18 protein-coding genes are annotated in these 19063 nt (G+C 66.0%); 9 read left to right on the forward strand and 9 right to left on the reverse strand.

The genetic code is table 11. The features are described 5' to 3' along the window. The first annotated feature begins 61 nt into the window (after nt 1-61). The 5 genes from sigM to JZ791_RS00195 all read left to right on the forward strand — a co-directional run bounded on the left by sigM (nt 62) and on the right by JZ791_RS00195 (nt 4644). Nucleotides 62-619, forward strand: coding sequence for an RNA polymerase sigma factor SigM (gene sigM / locus JZ791_RS00175; RefSeq protein ID WP_216892174.1), 558 nt, complete (start codon nt 62-64; stop codon nt 617-619). A 185-nt stretch (nt 620-804) separates the two neighbouring features. Further along, nucleotides 805-1662: an RsmA family anti-sigma factor gene (locus JZ791_RS00180; RefSeq protein WP_216892009.1), complete on the forward strand. Its 858-nt coding sequence runs from the start codon at nt 805-807 to the stop codon at nt 1660-1662. Nucleotides 1663-1790: 128 nt separating this feature from the next. Beyond that, nucleotides 1791-2771: a thioredoxin-disulfide reductase gene (trxB, locus tag JZ791_RS00185; protein WP_216892010.1), complete on the forward strand. Its 981-nt coding sequence runs from the start codon at nt 1791-1793 to the stop codon at nt 2769-2771. Nucleotides 2772-2797: 26 nt separating this feature from the next. Then, nucleotides 2798-3124 (forward strand): thioredoxin, encoded by a 327-nt coding sequence (gene trxA / locus JZ791_RS00190; RefSeq protein WP_216892011.1) that lies wholly within the window; start codon nt 2798-2800, stop codon nt 3122-3124. Between the two features lie 317 nt (nt 3125-3441). Then, a complete protein-coding gene (locus tag JZ791_RS00195) occupies nt 3442-4644 on the forward strand; it encodes an N-acetylmuramoyl-L-alanine amidase (RefSeq protein ID WP_216892012.1) in 1203 nt (400 codons plus the stop codon). Between the two features lie 196 nt (nt 4645-4840). On the opposite strand, the gene JZ791_RS00200 is transcribed toward JZ791_RS00195, so the two are convergent. The 9 genes from JZ791_RS00200 to rpmH form a co-directional block, all read right to left on the reverse strand. Further along, complete coding sequence (locus JZ791_RS00200; protein WP_216892175.1) at nt 4841-5593, reverse strand: GNAT family N-acetyltransferase; 753 nt, start codon at nt 5591-5593, stop codon at nt 4841-4843. Between the two features lie 231 nt (nt 5594-5824). Beyond that, complete coding sequence (locus JZ791_RS00205) at nt 5825-6856, reverse strand: ParB/RepB/Spo0J family partition protein (protein WP_216892013.1); 1032 nt, start codon at nt 6854-6856, stop codon at nt 5825-5827. A gap of 4 nt (nt 6857-6860) precedes the next feature. Continuing rightward, complete coding sequence (locus JZ791_RS00210; protein WP_216892014.1) at nt 6861-7862, reverse strand: ParA family protein; 1002 nt, start codon at nt 7860-7862, stop codon at nt 6861-6863. Between the two features lie 462 nt (nt 7863-8324). Then, nucleotides 8325-9008 carry a 16S rRNA (guanine(527)-N(7))-methyltransferase RsmG gene (rsmG, locus tag JZ791_RS00215; protein WP_216892176.1) on the reverse strand — a complete coding sequence of 228 codons (684 nt, stop codon included), beginning with the start codon at nt 9006-9008 and terminating at the stop codon, nt 8325-8327. A 204-nt stretch (nt 9009-9212) separates the two neighbouring features. Next, nucleotides 9213-9881, reverse strand: coding sequence for a Jag family protein (locus JZ791_RS00220; protein ID WP_254204987.1), 669 nt, complete (start codon nt 9879-9881; stop codon nt 9213-9215). Nucleotides 9882-9913: 32 nt separating this feature from the next. Beyond that, nucleotides 9914-11113, reverse strand: coding sequence for a membrane protein insertase YidC (gene yidC, locus JZ791_RS00225; protein ID WP_216892015.1), 1200 nt, complete (start codon nt 11111-11113; stop codon nt 9914-9916). 4 nt (nt 11114-11117) lie between these two features. Further along, the gene (gene yidD / locus JZ791_RS00230; RefSeq protein ID WP_216892016.1) at nt 11118-11558 is read right to left on the reverse strand and encodes a membrane protein insertion efficiency factor YidD; all 441 of its coding nucleotides are present in this window, start codon (nt 11556-11558) and stop codon (nt 11118-11120) included. Continuing rightward, nucleotides 11555-11977, reverse strand: coding sequence for a ribonuclease P protein component (gene rnpA, locus JZ791_RS00235; protein ID WP_216892017.1), 423 nt, complete (start codon nt 11975-11977; stop codon nt 11555-11557). The genes yidD and rnpA overlap by 4 nt, the downstream gene beginning before the upstream one ends. Before the next feature lie 82 nt (nt 11978-12059). Continuing rightward, nucleotides 12060-12203: a 50S ribosomal protein L34 gene (gene rpmH / locus JZ791_RS00240; RefSeq protein ID WP_216892018.1), complete on the reverse strand. Its 144-nt coding sequence runs from the start codon at nt 12201-12203 to the stop codon at nt 12060-12062. Between the two features lie 739 nt (nt 12204-12942). On the opposite strand from rpmH, the gene dnaA reads away from it, so the two are divergent. The 4 genes from dnaA (at nt 12943) to JZ791_RS00260 (ending at nt 18597) form a co-directional block, all read left to right on the forward strand. Continuing rightward, on the forward strand, nt 12943-14589 hold the full coding sequence (gene dnaA, locus JZ791_RS00245) for a chromosomal replication initiator protein DnaA (protein WP_498049395.1): 1647 nt from the start codon (nt 12943-12945) through the stop codon (nt 14587-14589). An 835-nt stretch (nt 14590-15424) separates the two neighbouring features. Then, nucleotides 15425-16594, forward strand: a complete 1170-nt coding sequence (dnaN, locus tag JZ791_RS00250) for a DNA polymerase III subunit beta (protein ID WP_216892020.1) — start codon at nt 15425-15427, stop codon at nt 16592-16594. Between the two features lie 195 nt (nt 16595-16789). Next, a complete protein-coding gene (recF, locus tag JZ791_RS00255; RefSeq protein WP_216892021.1) occupies nt 16790-18028 on the forward strand; it encodes a DNA replication/repair protein RecF in 1239 nt (412 codons plus the stop codon). Next, nucleotides 18025-18597, forward strand: coding sequence for a DUF721 family protein (locus JZ791_RS00260; protein WP_216892022.1), 573 nt, complete (start codon nt 18025-18027; stop codon nt 18595-18597). Before recF ends, JZ791_RS00260 begins: the two co-directional genes overlap by 4 nt. The last annotated feature ends 466 nt before the right edge of the window (nt 18598-19063 follow it).

The raw sequence follows: 19063 nt of genomic DNA on the forward strand, positions 1-19063 counted from the left end.
GATCGAGCGATCCACCGGGGGGACGTCGGAGTCGTCCACACACCGCAGACGCCCGATCGACTTGGACGCCGCGACCGACGTAGAACTACTCGATGCCCACGTCGCCGGTGACCGCGATGCCTTCGGCGCGCTGTTCCGCCGCCATTACAATCACCTGTGGCAACTCGCCGTGCGGACCTGCCGGGTCCAGGAGGACGCCGCCGATTCACTGCAGGATGCGCTGTGGTCCGCGCACCGCAGCGCCGCCCGGTTCCGCGGCGACGCGGAGGTGCGCAGCTGGCTGCACCGGATCGTGCTGAACGCCTGCCTGGATCGGATCCGGCGCAATCGGTCCAGGTACAGCGTGTCGCTGTCGGACGAGACCATCGCCGAACCGGCCGTCGAGCGCGACGATATCGCCCGGCTCGAGGTGTCACTGCTGGTCGACGGTGCACTGATGCGACTGCCCGACGATCAGCGCGCGGCTTTGATTGCGATCGACATGCAGGGGTATACCGTGGCAGAAGCGGCGCAGTTGCTGGGCGTCGCCGAGGGGACCATCAAGAGCCGCTGTGCCCGTGGGCGCAAGCGGTTGCAGCAGGAGTTGGAATTCCTGCGCAATCCGGGGAACCGGATGTAGTTGCGATGCGTCATTACTAGTGACGAACAAATTCGTCATACGCGCACCCCATCCGCGATGGGAGTGCGCGTACCCAACGCACACGGGCCGACCCGGAGGGGGCGATGGACGACAAGGGCGAAGCCGCCGCGCGTCGAGCCCACACCGGGGCGGGTGGTGAAAACGAACAGGCGGGAGGAGCTTCGATGGCCCGCTCGGCTCCGCAGCCTCCCTTCTCCACCGATTTGCTGGCCGATCTGCACGCCGACAATGTCGCACCCGATCTGTCCGAGCAGCTGTGGCCGCAGGTCCGCCGCGATCCGGAGGCATTGCGATTCCTGCGCTCGCTCGATGACGTCACCGCCGAACTGCGGACGCTGGGCCAGGATTCGGCCGTGCTGCATCCGATGCCCGCACAGGTCACCGAGCGCCTGGACAGGTTGCTGGACCAGCTCGCCTGCGGCGATCCGCCACTCGACGGCGAGTCGGGGTGGGTGAACGCCGAGCACGTCGCGACGGTGCATCATCTGCCGTTCGCCCAGTCCGTCGACGATCGGCCGACGACGCAGCCCATTCCCACGCTCCCCATGCCCGCGGTGGGGGCCGAGCTCGCGACCGATAGCCCGGCGGCCCCGGTCGTCCGGCTCGATCGGCGACGCTGGCGCTGGCTCGCCGCGGCGGCCGCCGCCATCGCGGTCGTGGCGGGTTCGCTGGTCGCGGTCGATACGTTCCGAGATCATCCGGCGGCGCCCGACGCCTCGACGACCACGCAGTCCGACGATGTGCAGCTGTCCACCGATCTGCCGGTCTCCCAGCTGCTCGGCGCCATGGGCCGCCGCGACCTCAGCGGCCCGCTCGCCGATCCGGGAGCACTGGCCGGCTGCCTGGCCGGCGCCGGGCTCGACCGGACCATCCTGGGCGCCATGAACGCCACGTACCGCAGCCGGCCCGCGGTGCTCGTCCTGCTCACCGGGCCGAACCCGCCGAAGATCACCGCGGTCGTCCTGGGGAAGGACTGCCGTCCCAGCGCTCCGCACATTCTGGTGACGCAGGACATCGGCTGAGCGTCCCGAGCCTGGTCACCGCGGGTTGCCCCGCGCCACGAGAGGCCAGGGCGTGCGGGCCGGGGAACAACAGCGTTTACCCTGTTGTTGACCGACACGCCTGTTGAAACATCTTTCGGAAGGGCCTCATGAGTACGCCAGTTCGCGATCTGATCATCGTCGGCTCCGGCCCCGCCGGCTACACCGCCGCGGTCTACGCCGCGCGCGCGGAACTCGAACCACTGCTGTTCGAGGGCACCCAGTTCGGCGGCGCGCTGATGACGACGACCGAGGTAGAGAACTTCCCCGGATTCCGCGAGGGCATCATGGGTCCGGATCTGATGGACCAGATGCGCGAGCAGGCAAAGCGTTTCGGCGCCGACATCCGAACCCAGGATGTGGAGGAGCTCGACCTGTCCGGCCCGATCAAGAAGGTCACCGTCGACGGCGAGACCTACGAGTCCTACGCGGTGATTCTGGCCATGGGCTCCGCGGCCCGGTACCTGAACGTTCCGGGGGAGCAGCGGCTGCTGGGCCACGGTGTCAGCGCCTGCGCCACGTGTGACGGATTCTTCTTCAAGGGCCAGGACATCGTCGTGATCGGCGGCGGCGATTCGGCGATGGAGGAGGCGACGTTCCTGACGAAGTTCGCCGCCAGCGTCACCATCGTGCACCGCCGTGAGGAGTTCCGTGCCTCGCGCATCATGCTGGAGCGGGCCAAGGCGAACGACAAGATTCGCTTCCAGCTCAACTCCGAGGTCGTCGAGGTGCACGGCGAGAACAGCGTCACCAGCCTGACCCTTCGCGACACCAAGACCGGCGAGACGTCCGAACTGACCGCGACGGGTCTGTTCGTGGCGATCGGCCACGATCCGCGCAGCGAATTGGTGCGTGGGCAGGTCGATCTCGACGCCGAAGGCTATGTGCGGGTCACCGAGCCCGGCACCGCGACGTCCGTCACAGGCGTATTCGCCGCGGGGGATCTGGTCGACCACACCTACCGCCAGGCGATCACCGCCGCCGGAACCGGTTGCCGCGCGGCCATCGACGCCGAGCACTGGCTCGCCGACCAGGGCGATATCACCACCATGACACTGAACCACGCCGGCGCGCCGGTCGAAGTCAACTGATCCGCAGCTCGAGGAGTTCGAAAGCCATGTCCGACAACACGAAGACAGTCACCGATGCCAGCTTCGCGCAGGATGTCCTGAACAGCGACAAGCCTGTGCTCGTCGACTTCTGGGCGGATTGGTGCGGCCCGTGCAAGATGGTCGCCCCGGTGCTGGACGAGATCGCCGCCGCGCACGCCGACAAGCTGACCATCGCCAAGCTCGACGCGGATGCCAATCCGACCACCTCGCGCGACTACGGTGTGATGGCGCTGCCCACGATGATCCTGTTCTCCGGTGGTAAGGAGACCAAGCGGATCGTCGGCGCCAAGGGCAAGGCCGCGCTGCTGCGCGAGCTCGAAGGTGTTATCTAACCGGCTCATTCGACCGGCCTCATTAAATGCCACAGCGGAGACGGCGCGAGGTACTATTTCGGCGCCATCCGCTGGTGGTGGATCGTCACTCGGCCACCTGCGGGGTCTTCGTGGTTGCGCAAAGGGGCGTCGACCTCGGGGTATGATCCTCTGCACTCGCCAGAATTGCCGAAATTCGGTCCGGGTCTTCAGAGAATCGACCGGCGCTGTGCGCCTATCGAGAAGGTAAGACCCCTCGCGCGCCCCCGAAAGTGCTTCGGGAGTGAGCGGACCCAGAAGTGGGTACCCGGGTTGGCGGAAGGAAAGGGCTCTCACGCATGCACCGACTTCGTCACGGCGATACCGGTCCAGCCGTAGCAGAGGTTCGGAGCACCCTGGCAAGTCTGGGTTTCCTACACAGGCATCCGCACGGTGGCGATCGGCCGGAGATCCACGGCGAGTATTGGATGGACTCCGACGCGGTCTTCGACCATGAACTCGATTCCGCCGTGCGCGCATTCCAGCAGCATCGTGGGCTCTTGGTCGACGGGGTCGTCGGCCCCGCCACCTATCGCGCGCTGAAGGAGGCCTCGTACCGCCTGGGCGCACGCACACTGATCTATCAGCTGTCCGCACCGCTGTACGGCGACGATGTGGCCACTCTGCAACGGCGCCTACAGGATCTGGGCTTCTATGTCCACCGCATCGACGGGTACTTCGGCCCGCAGACCCACGACGCGCTGACCGCGTTCCAGCGAGAGATCGGCCTGTCCGCCGACGGCATCTGCGGTCCGGACACGCTGCGCTCGCTGGATCTGCTCGGCGCCCGCGTCACCGGCGGCAATCCGCACCGCATCGCGGAGGAAGAGGTCGTGCACCGGGCCGGGCCGCAGCTGACCGGTAAGCGCATCGTCATCGACCCGGGCATGGGCGGTCCCGACAAGGGTGTCGCCGTGCCCACCGAATACGGCGACGTCTACGAGTCGGAGATCCTGTGGGATCTGGCCAGCCGGCTCGAGGGGCGGATGGCCGCGACCGGGATGGAGACCTTCCTGTCCCGTCCCTGGGGCGCCAATCCGTCCGATGCCGAGCGCGCCGAGATCTCCAACACCTTCGACGCGGATCTGATGATCTCGTTGCGCTGCGCGACCAATCCCAGCTCGCTGGCCAGCGGCGTGGCCAGCTTCCACTTCGGCAACTCGCACGGCTCGGTATCGATGATCGGCCAGGTGCTGGCCGGATTCATCCAGCGCGAGATCGTCGCCCGCACATCACTGCAGGACTGCCGCACGCATTCGCGCACCTGGGATCTGCTGCGACTGACCAAGATGCCGACCGTCCAGGTCGATATCGGCTATCTGACAAACGATTACGACGCGACGGTGCTGACCAACCCGCGCATGCGCGACGTCGTCGCCGAGGCCATCCTGGTCTCGGTCAAGCGGCTGTACCTACTGGGCCAGGACGACCAGCCCACCGGCACATACACATTCGCCGAGTTGCTCGCCGAGGAACTGGCCGCGGCCGACAGTTCCGGCTAGGCTCATCCGCCTCCCCGCGCCTCAGGCCGGACTCATCTGCCACACCAGTTGCGTTGGCGACCAGGGGCAGGGTGAGTGAGCCCGTCCCCGGTAAGTTACCCGACCGTCGCGAAATCAGTTGTCGCGCGGGCATCCCGCAGAGGTGAGTGCCGCGAGATCTGGGTTGCGGGCCGCTGGTCGGCGACCTGCAACGGTTTCAGCGACAACCGACTCGGCTAGGGGTGGGTGTCAGCGCAGCGGCGGCCAGCAGTTGGTCGAGCGCGTGCTCCACGTCTTCCTTCCAGAGGTGGTCGCTGTCGAGTTCGAGGCGCAGGCGCGGGAACCGGTGATGCGGCGCGATGACCGAGAAGCCCACATCCTCCAGGAAATCCGCATCGATCATGCAGCCCTCGGGAGTGCAGGCGCCGTTGGCGCGCGAGGCCGACGGCGTTCCGGTCGACGCACTGCCGGACGGCGGCGTGTCGATCCGTTCCATGAGCAGCATCGAACTGATCGCTCGGGCGGACATCAGCGTTGCCGACGGATCCTTGCGGATGCCGAAGGACTCGATCGCCCGAACGCCGCGACGCATCAGATCGGCCACCACGGCCTGCATCAGGTAATCGGCCACCCCGGTGTCCTGATAGGGAAAATCGGCGCTCAGCGTGGTCAGCAGGACCGCGTCCGGGCTCACCGGGGACGTGGGGAACAGACCCGCGCGAGGTACCACGCTCGGTGGTGAGTACAGCGCACACCCGGCGGGCTGGTCGTTGACGAGTGCGACCTGCCCGCAGGAGCCCCAATCGAGCATGACCGTGGACAGCCATGCTTCCTTTTCGAAGACCGGATCACTGAATTCGCGAGAGTCCGCGGCCACGGCGGGGTCGATCTCCCAGAACACGCATCGGCGCGCGTGCGCGGGGAGCTTGTCCAGTCCGCCGAGGGTCAGTGCAGTCACGCTGGTCGACACCGCTGCGTTCAGCCTCCAGCCATCGGATTCGTCCACACTCACGTCACATCAATATCTTCTCGCCAGCAAGAATAAGCGATCAAAGCCAACCGCCTCATTTCCGTTTTTGCCGCATCTCTCACCTCAACGCTGTCACAGTGACGTTTCAGCGCCGAGGCTTTGTATATCGGCTGTTCACGGGCCTGCACACGTTAGTCGTGGGCAGGCGCACGCAGGTTTACGGTGTCAGGACTAGCGCTGGCTTTCCATCAGCGCCACGATACGTTCGAGATCGGCGAGATCGCCGAATTCGACGGTGATCTTGCCCTTCTTCTTACCCATACTCACGGTCACGCGAGTGTCGAACGAATCGGCCAGACGCTCCGCCAGACGATCCAGCCCGGGGGCGTAGACGGGCTTGCGCTCGGGGGCGGGGCGGGGCTCCTGTTCCGGATACCGGTTCGCTAGGGTGACCGCCTCCTCCGTGGCGCGAACCGACAGGCCCTCCGCGACAATCTTTTCCGCAAGCTTTTCCTGCGCCTCGGCACCGGCGTCCAGACCAAGCAGGGCGCGGGCATGTCCGGCCGACAGCACGCCGGCCGCGACTCGCCGCTGTACCGGAATCGGCAGCTTCAGCAGCCGGATCATATTCGTGACAACGGGCCGGGATCGGCCGAGCCGGTTCGCCAGCTCCTCATGGGTAACGTCGAATTCCTCCAGCAGCTGCTGATAGGCGGCCGCCTCCTCCAGGGGGTTCAGCTGAACCCGGTGGATGTTCTCCAGCAGCGCATCGCGGAGCATCGCATCATCGGCGGTCTCCCGCACGATGGCCGGCACCGTCGCGATCCCTGCCTCCTGGCAGGCCCGCCAGCGCCGCTCACCCATGACGATCTGATAGCGGATCGGGGACGACGCAGGAGAGTCGGTGGCGCTCTGCTCACCGGAGGGGCTGAGCTCCCGCACCACGATCGGCTGCATCAAGCCGAATTCACGGATCGAGTGGATCAGCTCGTCCAACGCCTCCTGCTCGAAGACCTGGCGTGGCTGTTTGGGGTTGGCCTGTATCTGCTCCGGCGGGATCTCCCGATAGACCGCCCCGGCATCCGCATCGGGGACCGGATCCGGAACCCGGTGCAGATACGCCTCGGCCGGATGCGGGCCGATCGGATCGAGACCGATGACCGCGTTCGCCGCGGCACTTCCGAGTCCCTGCACCTCCGCGGGCCCGGTCGGGATCAACGCGGCAAGCCCGCGTCCTAGTCCACCCTTTTTCGCCTGACTCATCGGCTTATCGGCCCCTTTCCTCATTCACCTCGTCACCCTCCGTGGCAATAGGCACCGCGGCAACCAAACCTGTCTCAGGGGCGGCGCCGACGGTCCGGGCCGCCATCTCACGCCCCGCGTCGAGATAGCTCATCGCACCGCGCGAACCGGGGTCGTAGTCGAGAACCGTCATACCGTAGCCAGGCGCCTCGGACACCTTGACACTGCGGGGGATCACCGCCTTCAACACCACATCGCCGAAGTGCCCGCGGACCTCCTCGGCGACCTGGTCGGCCAGCTTGGTACGTCCGTCGTACATCGTGAGAATCACGGTCGAGACATGCAGGTGCGGGTTCAGGTGCGACTGCACCAGGCCGATATTGCGCAACAGCTGCCCCACACCCTCCAGGGCGTAGTACTCGCACTGAATCGGGATCAGCACCTCCTTGGCGGCGACCAAGGCGTTGACCGTCAGCAGGCCGAGCGAGGGCGGGCAGTCGATCATCACATAGTCGATGTCATAGCCGGCCAGATTCGCTTGCTCGATCGAGGACTTGAGTCGCCCCTCGCGGGCGACCATGGAGACCAATTCGATCTCGGCGCCGGCCAGGTCGATGGTCGCGGGAATGCACAGCAGACGCTCGTTGTGCGGGCTCTGCTGGATCGTGTCCTTAACCGGAATCTCGCCGAGGAGTAATTCATAGCTCGACGGCACACCGGAGTGATGCTCGACGCCGAGCGCGGTGCTGGCATTGCCCTGGGGATCGAGGTCGATGACGAGCACCGTCATACCCTGCACCGCTAGCGCGGCAGCAAGGTTGACGGCCGTGGTCGTCTTACCGACTCCACCCTTCTGATTGGCGATGGTGATGATGCGTTGCTCGCGAGGTCTCGGGATGTTCATCGCGGCTGGATGCAGTACCTGACTCGCCCGCTGCGCCTCGGCCGCGATCGGAGTATCGGCGGAGATGCTCCCGAATGGCGTGCGGCCGAAATCCTCCGCATCGAAGGGACTACCGTCCAACATCCCGGGCACCCGTGACGATGTTTCCCGTGAAACGTTCGTCGGACCGTTCGACATACAGGCTCCTAACCCGAGAACTTCTTCACACGTGCCGGAGCGGCTTCGGCGCCGCATGGATCGAGCAAGCGGAACACGGCACCAACCGCGAAACCGATACCCTCCGGCGAGCCTGACGGGCATCGAGATTTTGCGCTCATACTCAACGACACCTAGCTTGCCAGCACCGGACGCAATACGGAAGTTGAACCGCTGCAATCCCTCCAAGACGCGCCGAGAAAAACTTGATTTGCCGCAACAGAACTCATCGCGCGCAGAGTTTCGCGATGTTTCACATGAAACCTCGCCGGAAATTGCGGGTTGAATCGCGCTGCGGGGGACGTACTTCCACCCCGAGTGGACTTCGTCACGGTGACGGTAGATTTGGCGAACACCGCCGCTGTTTCACATGAAACATCGCACCCGAGTTCAGCGCCCCCGCTGCTTCCGTGTCGCATTCCGCCCCGGCCGCTCGGAACGGGGGAGACGCTCGACGCTCAGAACAACTGTTGGCGGCGAGACGATTCCGGCCCCGCACTCGAGCACCGTCGCGTTGCCGCCGCCGACCCGCGTCAACTCTTCGCGGTCGCGCTCCAACTCCTCCACAACGCTCGCCCCCTTCAGCGCGAGCATTCGACCGTGGTCATGCACCAGGGGCAGCGACCACTGCGCCAGCTTGGCCAGAGGCGCCACGGCACGAGAGGTCACCACATCCGCGCCGCCGGCCTCCTTCCGCACGCCGGGCTGCTCTGCCCGACCGCGCACCACCGTGACATTCAATCCCGCCGACTCGATGAACTCCGCCAGAAAGATCGTCCGCCGAAGCAGAGGTTCGACGAGAGTCACCCGGAGATCCGGCCGAGCGATCGCGAGAGGAATTCCGGGAAGCCCGGCGCCGCTTCCGACATCGACCACCGCGGCCCCCTCGGGGATGAGCTCACCGAGCACAGCGCAGTTGAGGATGTGACGGTCCCAGAGTCGCGGAACCTCGCGGGGGCCGATCAGCCCCCGATCGACACCATCGGATGCCAACGCGGCGTGATACTGCCGTGCGATCGGAAGCCGATCGCCGAATACCTGCAACGCCTCGGCGGGCGGCGCCCCTGCGTCCATACCGGGGGAGGGGGTCGAATCGGTGGCGCCCGTGCCTGGTTCCACGTGAAACTTCCTTCCAGATCACATCTAGACCAATGGATCGCATGGACCGGGCGCGGCGACGAATCAAGTGCGCGAATCGATCCGCCGTGCGACTGTCCCGTACAAGAGTAGGGCCCCCGGTTCGAATGAACCGGGGGCCCTACCACCATTCGATCCTTCTCAGGACGGCACGACCACCACGTGCCGGTTCGGCTCCACGCCCTCGCTCTCGCTCTCGACGCCATCCACGACCGATACGGCATCGTGGACGATCTTGCGCTCGAACGGAGTCATCGGCGCGAGCGGTTCCGGCTTGCCCGAGGAAAGCACCCGCTGCGCCGCCGCCGCACCCAGCGCGCTCAGTTCCTCGCGACGCTTGGCCCGCCACCCGGCGACATCCAGCATCAGGCGGCTGCGCTCCCCGGTGGCCTGTTGCACGGCCAGCCGGGTCAGCTCCTGCAACGCGTCGAGCACCTCGCCGCGACGCCCCACCAGCTTGGACAGATCGCGACCGCCATCGATGCTCACCACTGCCCGATCGCCCTCGACATCCAGGTCGATATCACCATCGAAGTCCAGCACATCCAGCAACTGTTCGAGGTAGTCGCCGGCGATCTCGCCCTCCTCGATCAGATCTTCCTCGGAATCACGCGGATCGTCGTCCTCGGCGGCGGTGGCAGGGGAGTCGGATCCGTCGCTCGCCTCGGTGTCGGCCTGGTCGGCATCTGTACCCGCGGGGGAGGGCGCCTGCGACTCGTCCGTCGCCGCGCTTGTCCGAGGGGCATCCTCCATCGTGTCGTTCGCGCTCAGCGCCACAGTGGCGTCCCCTCCGTCGGTCTCAACAGTCATGTTGTCGTTTCCTTCACTCCGGCCGCGAGTTCTCAGCGACGTCGCTTCTGATTCGGGCGGCCACGATTACCGGATCGCTTGCGGTTGCCCTGCCCCGTCGATTTCCCGGACGAAGCCGCGGCCTTACCGGGCTTGGCCGTGCCGTTCTTCGACTGCGTGGAATCGGCGTTACCGACGACGGGTGCATCCACCGGCGCATCGACGACATCGTCCACGGTGGCTTCCTCCACCGCGTCGGTCGCACCCGAACGCTTACGGCGGGCCTCCGGCTTGGCGCCGGGCTTCGGCGCGTTCGCCGCGCGGCGGTCCAGCGCCTCCTGCTTCTTGTGTGCCTCTTCCTTATCGATCTGCTTGAACACCACGTGCTGCTGACCGAAGGTCCAGATGTTGTTCGACACCCAGTAGATCAGGATGGCGACCGGCAGGAACGGACCACCGACGATCACGCCCAGGGGGAAGACGTACAGCGCGAGCTTGTTCATCATCTCGGCCTGGTTCGGCCCCATCGGGCTGGGCGAACCACCGCCGCCCATCCCTGTCGGATCCACCGACATACCCGTTGCCCGCTGCCGGGCGACCGAGGCCCGCGCGTTGAGGTGGGTCGCCAGACCCGCGATGAGCATCAGCGGAACCGCGACCGCGACCATATTCGCGACGTGCGGTATGCCGCCGAAATCGGCGAAGGCCGCGAGCTGTGATTTGGGAGTGGTGATAGCCGCGGAGATCGGTGCACCGAAGATTCGCGCCGACAGGAACGATTGCACGTCTCCGACGCCGAACGCGTAGTTCGGAGTGTGCGCGTTCGCATAGACGCTCATACCGCCGCCGTGCCCGAACCCGGCGATACCGCTCGTCACGCCCACCCGGTTGAACGAACGGAGCACGTGATACAGGCCGATGAAGACCGGGACCTGGGCGAGTACGGGCAGGCAGCCCATGAGCGGATTGAAACCGTGTTCCCGCTGCAGCTTCTGCATCTCGGTCGCCATCTTCTGGCGATCGTTCTTGTACTTGCGCTGCAGCTCCTTGATCTTCGGCTGCAACTGCTGCATCTGCCGGGTAGTGCGCACCTGCTTGACGAAGGGCCAGTACAGCACCATGCGGAGGGTGAACACCAGGAACACCACGGCCAGCGCCCAGGCGAAGCCGTTGTTGTCACCCAGCGCGAAGCCGAAGACACGGTGCCAGAACCATAAGATCCAGGACACCGGATAGTAGATGAAATCGAGCACGGCTCTATGTACTCCCGTCGGTCGTGCCACGGGCCGACGGCAAGTGCGCCGGCCCCTTCAAAGGCCTGTGTTCGGCTGCCGTACCGGTCGCCGGGGTCTGCTCGGATGCAGCGCTCTCGGGCGATGCCGGATCGGCACTCGCTGTGCCTACCCACCCCGGCGGCTCCGCAAGCTCCGCAGCCTTGCCGTCCCCTTTTCGCTTCGGTTCCGGAACGGGGTCCCACCCACCAGGGTGCCAGGGCGCACATTTGGCCAGACGAACGGCCGTCAGTCCGAGGCCGATGAACAGCCCTCGGGTGCGCAACGCCGTCACCGCGTACTCACTACAGGTGGGGGTGAACCGGCACACCGGCATGCGGGTCGGGGAGACATAGGTGCGATAGAGCTCGATGAGAAATATCAGGATTTTGGCCGGCATACGCGCCGAGGACCGCAACCAATTCATGAGGACCTACCGGACTCCGCGACGGGCCGGGCAGCGTCGAGATGCGGTGTGGGAGGGAACAGTTTGTGCAGCGCGGATCGCAGCTGCCGGTCCAACTCGGCCGAGGACACCGAGGCCGCACCGGGCAGCGCCCGGATCACGACATCCACCGAGTCCGGGAGATCGTCGGCCACACCGGCGCAGATATGACGCAGGCGGCGGGCCACGCGATGACGTATCACCGCGGTGCCCACCGCCTTGCTGACAATCAATCCGAATCGCGGTCCGCCGCTGCGAATGGTCGGCTGCCCCTGTGCATCCAGGCCCGACTGCGTCAGGAACCCGTGCACAACAAGATCATGCCTCCCGACTCGCCGGCCATGCCGCACCGTCCGGGAGAAATCGGCACGATGGTGCAGCCGATACGGCTCAGGCAACACCTGGGTGTCCGAGCACGTAACGGATACAGGGATACGGACCGAACGGCGAACAGTACATGACGCCGATACCGGTACCGATGGATCAGGCCGTGAGCTTGGCGCGGCCCTTGCCGCGACGCGACGACACGACGGCGCGGCCCGCACGGGTCCGCATCCGGAGACGGAAGCCGTGGACCCGCGCCCGACGACGGTTGTTCGGCTGGAACGTCCGCTTGCCCTTGGCCACGGTCAACACTCCTCGAGTTGGTGGGCGCCACACGGCGCCCGAAGCTGATCGACAAAACTTTTCTGCGTTGGAGACGAGAACAACCTCGCCGCCGACGCGCCCATCGGGATACTGTGACCTCGCCGTTTTCAGGCAGCAGGCACTCAGCACCACGTCAATGGGTGACTGTACGAGGGTACTGATCAGCTCGGAGAGGGTCAAACCCGGGTCCCCTGTTGCGACCAGCGCCACTATTGTGATCCAACATACGCGACACGCGCGGACGCGCCGATGACGTCGACGGCGTGGCCGATCATCGGCCTTTGCCGACGGTCACGACAACATATAGGGTGCGTAGCTACAGGATTGCTAGAGAACCCCTGATCCCAGCGCTGAGTGGGGGATATGAACAGCGCGACTCACACGACTGTGGTTTTCCACATCTGTGGATAATTGTGTGGAAAGACGGCCGGGGTGGCATATTCTTATGGCCCCCAGCCGACCGAGACGGCCATGCCAGCAACTGATGCTGCCCCTGCCTGCTGGGGCTGTGGGCGATGCCGACCGTCTGCTCCAGCGACCTGTTTCCGGGGAGGAAGTCTACGTGGACGACGAGCAGAACGTGTTGAACGACGTGTGGCCGGAGGTGGTCGCCGAGCTCACCACCGGCTCCGCAGATGGTGCGATATCGCCGGTGAGCAACGCCCAGAAGGCGTGGTTGGGCCTGGTCAAACCGCTGACGGTGGCACAGGGATTCGCGCTGCTCTCGGTACCCTCCTCCCTGGCTCAGGAGGCGATCGAACGCGATCTGCGCGAACCGATCCTGCGCTCGCTGGCCCGCCGGCTCGGCCCACAGGTGGAGGGTCTGGGCGTACGCATCGCCGCACCGGCCACGCCGTCGGCCGATCGTCCCGGCGGCCCGCCCAAACACGCCCGGCTGACCTCACGCCCGGATCGGCTGCGCGAGCATCCCCGCACTCCCCGGGAGCCTGTGAATTACCCCGCACCGCCGGAGTATCAGACCCCGCCGGACTACGCGCCGCCGCGGTATCACGCCCCGCCCGAGTACCCCTCGCACGGTGACTATCCCCAGCCCGAGTACGTAACCGCATCGATGGCCGGAGAGTTGCCGAATACCTCTCCCCATCTCCCGCCGCCCGCGGCCCGGCGCGAGGTCGACCTACCCCCGGCTCGGACGCCCCCGAGCCCGCCGGGGCAGGAGTCGTTGTTCGGCCCGGAGTCCGAATCCGCACCGGGGCGCCGCCCGCAGGCAGACGAACAGTCCGACGACGAACCGGTCGTCACCGCGCACAATTCGTGGCCGACCTATTTCGCCAAGCCGTCCGAGCCGGCTCCGGCGGTGCCCTCCTCCTCGTCGTCGGCGAGCCTCAACGCCAAGTACACCTTCGACACGTTCGTCATCGGTGCGTCCAACCGTTTCGCCCACGCGGCCGCGGTGGCGATCGCCGAGGCGCCCGCGCGCGCGTACAACCCGTTATTCGTATGGGGCGCTTCAGGTTTGGGCAAGACACACCTCTTACACGCGGCCGGCCACTACGCGCAGCGGCTGTTTCCCGGCATGCGGGTGAAGTACGTATCGACCGAGGAATTCACCAACGACTTCATCAACAGCCTGCGCGACGACCGCAAGGTGGCCTTCAAGCGCCGCTATCGCGAGACCGACATCCTGCTGGTGGACGACATCCAATTCATCGAGGGTAAGGAAGGCATCCAGGAAGAGTTCTTCCACACCTTCAACACCCTGCACAACGCCAACAAACAGATCGTCGTATCGTCCGACCGGCCGCCCAAGCAGCTCGCCACACTCGAGGAGCGGCTGCGCACCCGGTTCGAATGGGGACTGATCACCGACGTCCAGCCGCCGGAACTCGAGACCCGCATCGCCATCCTGCGCAAGAAGGCGCGGATGGATCGGCTCGACGTGCCGCACGATGTGCTCGAGCTCATCGCCAGCCGGGTCGAGCGCAATATCCGCGAGCTGGAGGGCGCGCTGATCCGCGTGACGGCGTTCGCCTCGCTCAACGGGCAGCCGCTGGACCTGTCGCTGGCCGAAGTGGTGCTGCGCGATTTGATGCCCGACACCACCACGCTGGAGATCACCGCGTCCACGATCATGGCCGTGACCGCGGAGTACTTCAACACCACGCTGGAGGAGCTGACCGGGCCGGGTAAGGCGCGGCCCCTGGCGCAGGCGCGTCAGATCGCGATGTACCTGAGCCGCGAACTGACCGATCTGTCGCTGCCGAAGATCGGTCAGGCCTTCGGCAGGGACCATACGACGGTCATGTACGCCGAGAAGAAGGTTCGCAAGGAGATCACCGAGCGCCGCCGGGTGTACGACCAAGTTCAAGAACTAACAGCCCGAATTAAACAGCGCTCCCGCTGATCCGCGTCCACAGGCCGCTTCACCCTCTTGACCAGGGCGAAGCGGCCTTTTTCGTATGTGGATTCCTCGAGGAATTCTTGTGGACTCCTCGAGGAATCCCCCGGTAGTCCACCGAGTTGCCCACAGGTCTGGGGACGAATCTGTGCATCGCCCACTAACAGCCGGTAGTCCACAGATTGCACAGGCAGATTCATGCACGGGGCCTGAACAGCCTCGATGCCCGATACAGGGTGTGGATTCCTCGAGGAGTCCTTGTCAGCTCCTCGAGGAATCCCCTTGTTATGCACCGGTTTCTGCACACGTGTGTACAACAGGGTGATCATCATGGAAGAACTCGAGGATGGATTGCGGATGAACCTGGGACAGATTCGCGGGCTCCACAGCGACTCGTTGTTCATCCTCGAGTCACCCTCCCGACATCCCCATGCCGCCACGCCGCTCTAGCAGGCGATTCGCCGGGACTCCACAGAATCCACAGCGCCTACTACTACTTCAGTTCTTCTCCTAGAGAGATCTCTTTTAAAACAGGGGATGTGGAAACTCGGCTCGGGATGAATCGAGACGACGGGCTGCATCCCCAACACCCCGATCGATCGCAAGGACGAGATTCGCGGGATCCGCACCGGCGGAACTTTCGCCTGACGCACCGGAGTCCGTGGCAGGGGTGGTTGTAGTCATCTCGGTCGTTCGCGAGTACGGTTTGGTGTCGGTCGCCTGTGCCACACTGCGGTGGGGACAGATTCGGGAGACCGATCCAGCACTTCTGTACGACCCGTACGCATGAGCCGCACACAGATCACGACCGATCCGAGACTGGGAGAGGAAGCACCAGGCGATGGAGCTTGCAGGCATGAAGTTTCGGGTCGCTCGTGAGGATTTCGCGGAATCCGTCGCCTGGGTGGCCCGGAGTCTGCCCTCACGTCCGCCGGTGCCGGTACTCGGCGGCGTCCTGCTCGTAGCGGACGAGGACGGTCTGACGGTGTCCGGCTTCGACTACGAGGTCTCCGCCCAGATGCGGGTGGCCGCCGAGGTCGCGGGTCCGGGCCAGGTTCTGGTCTCCGGTCGCCTGCTGGCCGACATCACCAAGGCGCTGTCCAACAAGCCGGTGGATGTCTCGGTGGATGGCACTCGCGTCCTGATCGCCTGTGGCAGTGCGAAATTCTCGCTGCCGACCATGCCGGTCGAGGATTATCCCCAGCTTCCCGAGCTGCCCCCGCAGACAGGTGAACTCGGCGTCGACGTGTTCGCCTCGGCCGTCGGCCAGGTCGCCGTCGCCGCGGGTCGCGACGACACCCTGCCCATGCTCACCGGCATCCGGGTCGAGATCGATGGCTCGAAGGTCGTTCTCGCGGCCACCGACCGATTCCGTTTGGCCGTACGGCATCTGGAGTGGCAGCCCGGTCGTCCCGATGTGGACACCGCGGTACTGGTCCCCGCACGCACGCTGTCCGAGTCCGCCAAGACCCTCGGCGCCTCCGATGCGCCGGTGCAGCTCGCCTTCGGCACCGGCACCGACGGCCTGCTCGGCATCGTCAACGGCGGCCGCCGCACCACCACCCGCCTGCTCGACGCGGAGTTCCCCAAGTTCCGGCAGTTGCTCCCCAAGGAGCACACCTCCATCGCCACCCTCGAGGTCGCGGCGCTGATCGAGGCCATCAAACGTGTTGCGCTGGTGGCCGAGCGGGGTGCGCAGGTCCGGTTGGAATTCTCCGAGCAGGGCCTGCTGCTCTCGGCCGGCGGCGACGACGCGGGCCGCGCCGAGGAATGGCTGGAGGCCGACTTCCGTGGTGATGCGCTGACCATCGCGTTCAACCCCGGCTACCTCAACGACGGCCTGGCGGCCCTGCACGTCGACAGGGTGACCTTCGGCTTCACCACCCCGAGCCGCCCCGCGGTGCTGACCCCGACCGCACCGGACGAGCCGGAGATACTCGAGTCAGGTGCGTTCGCCGCCCTGTCCACCGACTACATCTACCTGCTGATGCCGGTCCGCCTGCCAGGCTGAGTCCAGACCGTGGCACAACACCGGAGACCTTTGGATGATGTTGGTAACCCTATGAATAACGGTGCGGGACCACCGCTTTCGTGACAGATGCAAGCTGCCGGGTACGCCCGGAATCGGTTTGACTCTCAACCGCAGCCCGCATGCATGACGGTCGACGGCACTCAGTGGTGCGCAAAGGCGCGGGGAGGCGGAATTGTGTACGTGCGCACAGTGACGCTGCGTGATTTTCGCTCGTGGGACCAGGTCGACCTGGAATTATCCCCGGGCCGAACGGTTTTCCTGGGTTCCAACGGCAATGGCAAGACCAATCTCATCGAGGCGGTCGGCTATCTGTCCACACTCGGTTCACATCGCGTGTCCTCGGACGCGCCGCTGATCCGCCTGGATACGCAGCGGTCCCGGATCGGGGCGACCGTGGTCAACTCCGGTCGCGAACTGCGCATCGATATGGAGTTGAACCAGGGTTCGGCCAATCGCGCGCAGATCAACCGCTCGCCGGTGCGGCGCACGCGAGAGATCCTCGGCATCCTGCAGACGGTGTTGTTCGCGCCGGAGGATCTGGCGCTGGTGCGCGGCGACCCGTCCGAGCGGCGACGCTTCCTGGACGAGTTGTGCACAGCTCGGCTCCCCCGGCTGGCCGCGGTGCGCTCCGACTACGACCGGGTATTGCGTCAGCGCTCGGCGCTGCTGAAAACCGCTGGTAGGCAGGCACGCTCGCGGTCGGGTCCAGCCGAGGCGTCCCGGGAGTTGAGCACCCTGGACGTCTGGGACGGACATCTGGCGGTGCACGGCGCCGAACTGCTGGCACAGCGCCTGCGCTTGGTCCACGACCTGTATCCCCATCTGGAACAGGCATACCGCTCGATCGCCCCGGAGTCGCGCACCGCCTCGATCCGCTACCGCAGCGGATACCTGCCGCCGGAATTGCTGGATGCGGACCGTGAGCCGCAGTCCGACGACGTACCGGCGCTGGAGCAGATCCTGCTGCGTGAGCTGGCGGCCGCGCGCGTCAAGGAGCTCGAGCGCGGGGTCTGCCTGGTCGGCCCGCACCGCGACGATCTGGACCTGATGCTGGGCTCGGCCCCGGCCAAAGGCTTTGCCAGCCATGGCGAATCGTGGTCGTTCGCGTTGGCGCTACGCCTGTCGGCGTTCGAACTGCTGCGCGGCATGGGCACCGACCCCGTGCTCATGCTCGACGACGTCTTCGCCGAATTGGATCGCCGCCGCCGCGCCGCCCTGGCCGCCGTGGCCGCGACCGCCGAACAGGTCCTCATCACCGCCGCGGTCCCCGAGGATGTGCCGCCGGAACTCCAGGCCCGGCCGCTGCGGGTGGAGACCAGCGGCGAGGTCGACCGCCGTATCTCGCGGATCGCGGATCCGGACTCCGAGGCGGCCGTGTCGTTGGCAGGCACAGACGAGGAGGGGCGGCCGTGACGGCGGACGATTCCGAACATGAGAAGCCGGCCGCGCCGCCGGCCGGTCCGGATCCCGAATTGCGCGGGATCGATCTCGCCCGCCGGGCACTCGAGGAGGCCCGCGCCGCGGCCAAGGCCAGCGGTAAGGCGGTGGGGCAGGGGCGGGCCTCACCGCGCAAGGGCGGTGTGCGGGCGCTGCGCCGACGCGGATGGTCGGGTCCCGGACCCGACGAGCGTGATCCCCAGAGCTTCTCCGCGATCACCGGTGCGCTCGCCAAGAGCCGCGGCTGGTCGGGCAAGGTTGCCGAAGGCACGATATTCGGCCGGTGGCCTGGTGTGGTCGGCGAGGATATCGCCGCCCACGCGACCCCGGTCTCGCTGACCGACGGCGTACTGAGCGTCCAGGCCGAATCGACCGCCTGGGCGACCCAGCTGCGCATGCTGCAGTCGCAACTGCTGGCGAAGATCAATGCGGCCGTGGGGCAGGGTGTGGTCAAACAGCTGAAGATCAGCGGTCCGGTCGCCCCGAGCTGGCGCAAGGGCGCGCGGCACGTGAAGGGACTCGGCCCGCGCGACACATACGGCTGATCCGGTCGATAGCGTCTCGAGCTGGGATGGCTGGCGGGATAATGGTTGTCGAGGATTTCGGGGGGTCGCAGTTTCACGTGGAACGGTCGATATCGCCGGGGCAACCGTCCGCAAGATCTGCTCGGGGTCGATGGAGGCGTTTCCGGGGTGCACCTCAACCCTCGGGCAAACTTTTCGGCGCACATTCGCACAGGTACCCGACTGGCCGCGCAGGACGATCGGACCCTCGAACCTACAAGCCGACCCGTGATTGTTCGGTTTAACGCACTCACGACGCCGTCAGGGGTGTCATAGGTGCGTTCTGTGCCGGGTGTACCAGTAGGATGGTGGAGTAACTAGCGGCGATACCCCCGGCGCGTTCCGTGCTCACTGCCCGCTGGACCCGTAATTCTCGAGCAGTTCGTCCACCTCGAGCAGACACCATCTGGGGTCCTGGCCTGTGCCGTGCTGCGCTTTTCCGCGTACG

It is taken from the genome of Nocardia alni (assembly GCF_019038435.1).
Classification (GTDB): Bacteria; Actinomycetota; Actinomycetes; order Mycobacteriales; family Mycobacteriaceae; genus Nocardia; species Nocardia alni.

Bases quoted from the DNA above. Each gene is read 5' to 3' on its own strand.
- JZ791_RS00180 (WP_216892009.1), top strand. From the start codon at position 805: ATGGCCCGCTCGGCTCCGCAGCCTCCCTTCTCCACCGATTTGCTGGCC.
- trxB (WP_216892010.1), top strand. From the start codon at position 1,791: ATGAGTACGCCAGTTCGCGATCTGATCATCGTCGGCTCCGGCCCCGCC.
- trxA (WP_216892011.1), top strand. From the start codon at position 2,798: ATGTCCGACAACACGAAGACAGTCACCGATGCCAGCTTCGCGCAGGAT.
- JZ791_RS00195 (WP_216892012.1), top strand. From the start codon at position 3,442: ATGCACCGACTTCGTCACGGCGATACCGGTCCAGCCGTAGCAGAGGTT.
- JZ791_RS00205 (WP_216892013.1), bottom strand. From the start codon at position 6,856: ATGAGTCAGGCGAAAAAGGGTGGACTAGGACGCGGGCTTGCCGCGTTG.
- JZ791_RS00210 (WP_216892014.1), bottom strand. From the start codon at position 7,862: ATGTTGGACGGTAGTCCCTTCGATGCGGAGGATTTCGGCCGCACGCCA.
- rsmG (WP_216892176.1), bottom strand. From the start codon at position 9,008: ATGGACGCAGGGGCGCCGCCCGCCGAGGCGTTGCAGGTATTCGGCGAT.
- JZ791_RS00220 (WP_254204987.1), bottom strand. From the start codon at position 9,881: ATGACTGTTGAGACCGACGGAGGGGACGCCACTGTGGCGCTGAGCGCG.
- yidD (WP_216892016.1), bottom strand. From the start codon at position 11,558: ATGAATTGGTTGCGGTCCTCGGCGCGTATGCCGGCCAAAATCCTGATA.
- dnaN (WP_216892020.1), top strand. From the start codon at position 15,425: ATGGAGCTTGCAGGCATGAAGTTTCGGGTCGCTCGTGAGGATTTCGCG.